Origin of the sequence: Corallococcus terminator, from assembly GCF_049194865.1 — a bacterium.
GTDB classification, from domain to species: Bacteria; Myxococcota; Myxococcia; order Myxococcales; family Myxococcaceae; genus Myxococcus; species Myxococcus terminator_A.
The window spans coordinates 1-6,544 of the sequence record NZ_JBLZWL010000069.1; the positions used below are offsets into that span (position 1 = coordinate 1).

At 69.2% G+C, this 6,544-nt stretch carries 4 protein-coding genes; 1 reads left to right on the plus strand and 3 read right to left on the minus strand.

Annotated features, from left to right (window positions below):
* Window positions 1-3,481, minus strand: a 3,481-nt coding sequence (locus tag ACN469_RS21775) for an amino acid adenylation domain-containing protein (protein WP_498770661.1), incomplete at its 3' end; no start/stop codon positions are given.
* A gap of 286 nt (window positions 3,482-3,767) precedes the next feature.
* Between ACN469_RS21775 and ACN469_RS21780 the strand changes: the two genes are divergently transcribed.
* The gene (locus ACN469_RS21780; protein ID WP_498770662.1) at window positions 3,768-4,964 is read left to right on the plus strand and encodes an OmpP1/FadL family transporter; all 1,197 of its coding nucleotides are present in this window, start codon (window positions 3,768-3,770) and stop codon (window positions 4,962-4,964) included.
* Between the two features lie 4 nt (window positions 4,965-4,968).
* On the opposite strand, the gene ACN469_RS21785 is transcribed toward ACN469_RS21780, so the two are convergent.
* Both ACN469_RS21785 and ACN469_RS21790 read right to left on the minus strand, forming a co-directional pair.
* On the minus strand, window positions 4,969-5,775 hold the full coding sequence (locus tag ACN469_RS21785; protein ID WP_498770663.1) for a cyclic nucleotide-binding domain-containing protein: 807 nt from the start codon (window positions 5,773-5,775) through the stop codon (window positions 4,969-4,971).
* Between the two features lie 171 nt (window positions 5,776-5,946).
* Window positions 5,947-6,544, minus strand: a 598-nt coding sequence (locus ACN469_RS21790; protein ID WP_498770664.1) for a Crp/Fnr family transcriptional regulator, incomplete at its 5' end; no start/stop codon positions are given.

The following is a 6,544-nucleotide window of genomic DNA, read 5'->3' on the forward strand; positions in this document are numbered from 1 at the left end:
CCGGCTTGAGCCGGACATCTGTCTCGATGCGCTTCGCCAGCGCCGCGACGGAGGGCGCCTCGAAGAGGGTCCTCAAGGGGACCTCTGCCTTGAGCAGCGCGCGAATCCGCGCCACCACCTGCGTCGCCAGCAGGGAGTGGCCGCCCATGCTGAAGAAGCTGTCGGTGACGCTGACGCGCGGCAGCTTCAGCACCGCCGCGAACGACTCCGCCAGTTGCTCTTCTAGCAGGTCGCGCGGGGCCACGAAGGGCGCCGCGCCACGCAGGCTCTCCACGTCCGGCGCCGGCAGCTTGCCTCGCGCCAGCTTCCCGCTCGGCGTCAGCGGCAGCGCCTCCAGCTTCATCAACGCGGGCGGCACCATGTGCTCCGGCAGCTTCCTCGCCAGCGCCTCCCTCAGCACCTCCGGCTCCCACGCCGCCCCCGCCCTCAGCACCACGTACCCCACCAGCCGCTTGTCCCCCGGCGCGTCCTCATGCACCCCCGCCGCCGCGTCCCTCACTCCCGGCAACTCCCTCAGCGCCGCCTCCACCTCCCCCAACTCCACCCGGAAGCCCCTCACCTTCACCTGCGCGTCCAACCGGCCCAGGAACTCCACCACCCCGTCCCCCCTCCACCTCGCCCTGTCTCCCGTCCGGTACAGCCTCGCCCCCGCCTCCCTCGCGTACCCGTCCGGCACGAAGCGCCTCGCCGTCAGCTCCGCCCTCTCGTGGTACCCCTGCGCCAGCTGCGCTCCGCCGATGTACAGCTCTCCCGCCACTCCTATCGGACACAGCCGCCCCTGCCCGTCCAACACCAGCAGCTTCGTGTCCGGCAGCGGCACCCCTATCGGCGGCAGCCTCGGCCAGCTCGCAGGTGGCCCCTTCAGCCGGTGCGCGCTCACCACGTGCGTCTCCGACGGGCCGTACTGGTTCTCCAGCACGCACCCCGGCAGCTTCTCGAAGAAGGCCACCACCGCGGGCGTCACCTGCAGCTGCTCTCCCGCCGTCACCACCTCCCTCAACGACGACGGCACGCTCGCCCCGTGCGCCACCGCGTCCGCCAACGCCTGCAGCGCGACGAAGGGCAGAAACAACCGCTCCACCCGGTGACTCACCATGAAGTCCAGCAGCGCCGGCACGTCCTGCCTCAGCGCCGCGGGCGGCACCACCAGCGTCCCGCCCGCGCTCCACGTCGAGAAAATCTCCTGGAAGGACACGTCGAAGCTCAGCGACGCGAATTGCAGCGTCGTCGCCTCCGCCTTCACCGAGTGCGCCCGCTGCCACAGCAGCAGGTTGCACAGCGCCGCGTGTGACAGCGCCACCCCCTTCGGCTTCCCCGTGCTCCCTGACGTGTACACCACGTAGCAGGTGCCTCCCGGTGGCACCGCCCTCGGGGGCGTCATGTCCGGCCGCCTCCCCACCTCCCCTGCTTCCTCGTCCACGCACAGCGCCAGCCCGCGCGCCCTCTCCGGCAAGGCCCCTCGCTGACTCACCTGCGTCAGCACCCTCACCACCTTCGCATCCCCCACCATGTACCCCAGCCGCTCCGCCGGGTACTTCGGGTCCAACGGCACGTACGCCGCTCCCGCCTTCAATATCCCCAGCACCCCCACCAGCTGCTCCAGCGAGCGCTCCATGCACAGCCCCACCCTGTCCCCCGCTCCCACACCCGCCGCTCCCAGGTGCCACGCCAGCTGATTCGCTCGCCTCTCCAGCTGCGCGTACGTCAGCCGCTGCCCCTCGAACACCACCGCCACCGCCTCCGGCGTCCTCGCCGCCTGCGCCTCCACCAGCTCGTGCGCGCAGACCCCGCTTCGCGACTCGACCGACGTCGCGTTCCACGTGTCCAGCACGAGCCGTCGATCCAGCTCCGTCACCAGGGACAGCTCGGACAGGCGCAGATGGGGAGCCATCACCGCCCGCTCCAGCACGCGCTCCAGATGTTTCACCAGGCGCTCGGCGGACTCGGGCGCGTAGAGGTCCGTGCGGTACTCCAGCGTCCCCGACAGTCCCGTCGACGTCTCGCTGAGCGTGAACGTGAAGTCGAACTTGGACGTGCCGCTGTCCACGTCCAGCGAACGGAAGCGCAGCCCCGGGCTCTCCAGCGCCGCCATGGGCGTGTTGACCAGGACCAGCGCCACCTCGAAGAACGGCGTGCGCTTGGGCTGGCGCTCCGGCTGAAGGACCTCCACCAGCTTCTCGAACGGCACATCCTGGTGCGAGAAAGCACCCAGCGTCGTCTCGCGCACGCGCTCGATCAGCTCACGGAACGTCGGGTCCCCATCCAGCTTCGTGCGCAGCACCAGCGTGTTCACGAAGAAGCCGATCAGTCCCTCCGTCTCCGGCGAGGTGCGACCCGCGACAGGCGCTCCGATACAAATGTCGTCCTGCCCCGAGTAACGCGACAACAACACCTGGAGCCCCGCGAGAAGTCCCATGAACAACGTGGCCCCCTCCTGGCGACAGAAGCCACGCAGCATGCGGACCAGCCCCACCGGCAGCTCCACCTTGAGCACCGCCCCCGAGTGGGCTGCCCCCGCGACGCGAGGATGGTCCGTCGGAAGCTCCAGCGCGGGCGGCGCGCCCTCCAACCGCTGCCGCCACCACGTGAGCTGTCGTTCCAGCGCGTCGCCTCGCAGCCGCTCGCGCTGTCTCGCCGCATGGTCCGCGTACTGGAGCCCCAGCTCCGGCAGCGGCGAGGGCCAGCCCGCGCTGAAGGCCTCGTAGAGCGCCACCACCTCACGGATGAGCACGGAGATGGACCACGCATCCGAGATGATGTGGTGCATCGTGACGACGACCACGTGCTCGCGCTCCGTCAGCCGCAACAACCGCGCGCGCAGGAGCGGCCCCCGGACCAGGTCGAACGGACACCGCGCCTCCTCACGCACGGTGCGCAGGGCAATGGCCTCTCGCTCCGCTTCCGGCAGATAGCGCAGGTCCTCCACCTCCAACGCCATGGGCGCGTTGCCCGCGTGCGCCACCACCTGCAGCGGCCGGCCATCTCGCGCCGGGAACACGGTGCGCAACGACTGGTGTCGACACACCAGCTCCGTGAAAGCCCGCTCCAGCGCGGCGACGTCCAGCGTCCCCTCCAGCCGCAGCGCCGCCGGCAGGTTGTAGAGCGGGCTGCCGGGTGCGTACTGGTCCAGGAACCACAGCCGCTGCTGCGCGAAGGACAACTCCGCCTGCCGCTCACACGGCACCAGCGACGACGGCCGCTCCTCGCGAGACGGATGCAGCGGCTCCAGCACTTCACCGGGCTGCAACGCCACCAGCGCATCGATGCGCCCCGCCAGCGCCGACACCGTCACCAGGTCGAACATCTCCTGGAGCGACAGCTCCACCCGGAGCGACGTCCGGATGCGCGAGAGCACCTGTGTCGCCAGCAGCGAGTGCCCACCCAACTCGAAGAAACTGTCGAGTGCACTCACCTGCGAGATGTTCAGCACCTCACTCCAGATTCGCGCGACGGCGCGCTCCGTGTCGGTGCGGGGTTCCATCGCACGAGTGACGCTGCGCTCTACGAGGAGGTCCTGGGAGCGTGGCTGGGTCATGGGAAGGGCCTGGGGAGGGGGAGTCCAGGTAAAACAAGTCTTACTGAGAAAACCTGGGTAAATGCACGCAGCCCCCTACCAAGGATGCGCGGTTCACACTTGGGCGCGTGGTGTACGCCGGACCCGGGGATGCACCGTTCAGGGCAGGGCATCCGGAAAATTGCTCCAGGCCTGGATGGCCGGCGCACTGCGGCAAAGCAGACTGTCCTATAGTCGCTGTTTCAAACCGACCATGAAGACAACGCTCTCACTCATGACGCTCCTCGCCGCCGGCGCCAGCCAGGCCGCGGGGTTCCAGATCGACACGCAGAGCGCACGGGCCACAGGCCTGGGCAATGCGGCCACGGCGTGGCTCGAGGACTCGTCGGCGATCTACTCCAACGCGGCCAACATCCTCGGCGTGAAGACGTTGGACATCACCGTCGGCGATACCGCCATCCTCCCGAACCTGAAATTCACCCCCACGGGAGGCGCCACGCAGGGCCAGAAGCTGACGTTGTCACCGCCGCCGCATGTGTTCGCGGTGTTTCGTCCCTTCGAGAAGCTCGCGTTCGGCGTGGGGGCCTACACGCCCTATGGCGCGCGCAGCAACTGGGAGGACGACTTCGTGGGGCGGTTCCGCGGGCAGCAGTCGAGCCTCGCCGCGTATTACATCAACCCCACTGTCGCGTATCAGCTCCACGACGCCATCCGCGTGGGCGCGGGCGTGGACATCGTGCGCTCCACGGTGGAGATCCGCCGCGCGCTGAACTTCCTGGACAGCGAAGGGGCCGTGCACCTGGGCGGCGGCGCGTGGGGCGTGGGCTTCAACGCGGGGCTCCAGGCGGAGCTGCTGCCCGGCGAGCTGACGCTGGGCGTGCACTACCGCAGCTCCGTCGCCGTCACGTTCGAGGGGCAGGCCGACTTCCAGAACATCCCCATCGAGTTCCAGCAGCGCATGACGGACCAGCGCGTGAGCGCGGATGTCACCTTCCCCGCCACGCTCGCGCTCGGCCTGGCCTTCTATCCCATGGAGCGGCTGACCCTGGCGCTGGACGCCCAGGTCACCTACTGGTCCAGCTTCGAGCAGCTGGCCATCGAGTTCCCCGACTCGCCCGCGCTCGACAACCCCATCGCGAAGACGTGGTCGACGAAGGTGAAGTATCACCTGGGGGCCGAGTACGCCGTCACGCCCCAGCTCCAGGCGCGCGCGGGCCTGGTCGCGGACCTGTCGCCCAGCCCCGCCGACACGCTGACGCCGGACCTGCCGGATGCGGACCGCTACAAGGTGGCCCTCGGCGCGGGCTACACCACTTCCAGCGGCCTGCGCGCGGACGTGGGCTACCAGTTCGTCTTCCTCGCGGACACGGAGAGCACCGCGCCGGGCATCGACGGAACCTACTCCGGCTCCGCGCACGTGCTCGGCGTGACGCTCGGCTTCGCGATGTAGTCCTTCAGTCCAGGGGCCGGGCGATGACCTCCATCGTCCGGTGCATGCGCCGCATCCCCAGCTTCACGAGCGCGCGGCGCATCTCCGCCTGACCCCAGAAGTGCTTGCGGAACACGTCCCGGTCCAACCTCAGCAGCGTACAGGGCGTCAGCGCCTTCACCGTCGCCGTGGCCAGGCGCCCTCGCAACATGGAGACCTCACCGAAGACGTCTCCCTCCACCATGTCCGGATACGACGTGATGTGTCCGTCCGCGTGCGTGTGGAAGACGCCGCAGCGGCCTCGCAGCAGGATGTAGAGCGCCTCGCCCGGACTGCCGTAGGTGAGCAGCTGCTCCCCGGCCTCCACCGAGCAGGGAACGAGCGCGCAGCCCAGCTGGGTCCACAGCTCCGGCGACAGCTCGTTCAACAGGGCGCTGCCACTCAGGGCATCCGCGAGCAGCCGCTCGCGACACCGCATGGCCACCACCGGCGCCTCCAGCCCGTGACGCGCGCCCATCAGCGACAGGCCCGTCCGCGACAGCTCACGCAGCACCGTCCGCTCGAGCGTGACGACGCTGGCCGTGCGCGGGCACTTCGTCAGCAGCGACAGCTCCCCGAAGAAGCTCCCACCCGTCAGGTGTCCCACCATCCGGGCCTCGCGAAGTCCACCCTCCCGGTACACCCCCACCTTGCCCTCCAGGATGACGAACAGCGACGCGCCGGGGTCCCCTTCGCGAACCACCACGCGGCCCGCGGGCAGGAACCGCGTCCACACGGGGAGTGGAGCGGGGCCCACCGGGGTGGCCTCGGGGGCGGGAATGGTCGCCCCCACGCGCTGGGGCGATGATTCCCCGGATTCCCCAGAGACGTGAGGCTGGGTCGAGGTTGAGAGCGGAGAAGCCAGACGCGCCATGCTGCCTCCACGGTGGGGCTACATGACAAACGTAGACGCGCTCAATCCATGTCGCAGTGAACGCCTTCACACCCCGGATGCCCCCAGGTGCTAAGGGGTTTCCCGGCCCAGGCGGTCCGGATGGACCAGGGTGATTCTCCCTCCCTCATAGGACAGCAATCCCTCGCGCACATAGAAGCGCAGCCACTTGTTCGTGCTCTCCCGGGTCAGCCCACAGAGGTTGGCCAGCTCCGTCTGGGTGAGCTTTCGTGGAATGACCACACCTCCAGGGCCGCGCTCGCCCTGATCCCTCGCCAGGTCCAGCAACACCCGCACCAATCGCTCCCGAGCATCCAGGAAGTGGGTGTCGTGAACGAGCTGGGTGACGTGGCGGACCATCCGGCTCAAGGTCGCCAGCAAGCCCAGCGAGGTGCCGGGCCGGTCCTCCAGGAACCGACGGAAGTCCTCTCGCTGGAGGGCCAGCAGCTCCGACTCCTCCCGCGCGACGGCATCCGTGGAGCGGGGCTCTCCGTCCAGCAACGCCAGCTCCCCGAAGAAGTCCCCTCGCGCCAACAACGCCAGGATGACTTCCTTGCCGTCAGGCGAGCTGAGCCGGATGGCGACCTCTCCGCGCCGGATGACATACAGCGACGTCCCCACGTCCCCCTGATGGAAGACAACCTCGCCTCGCGCGAAACGTCGCGGACGC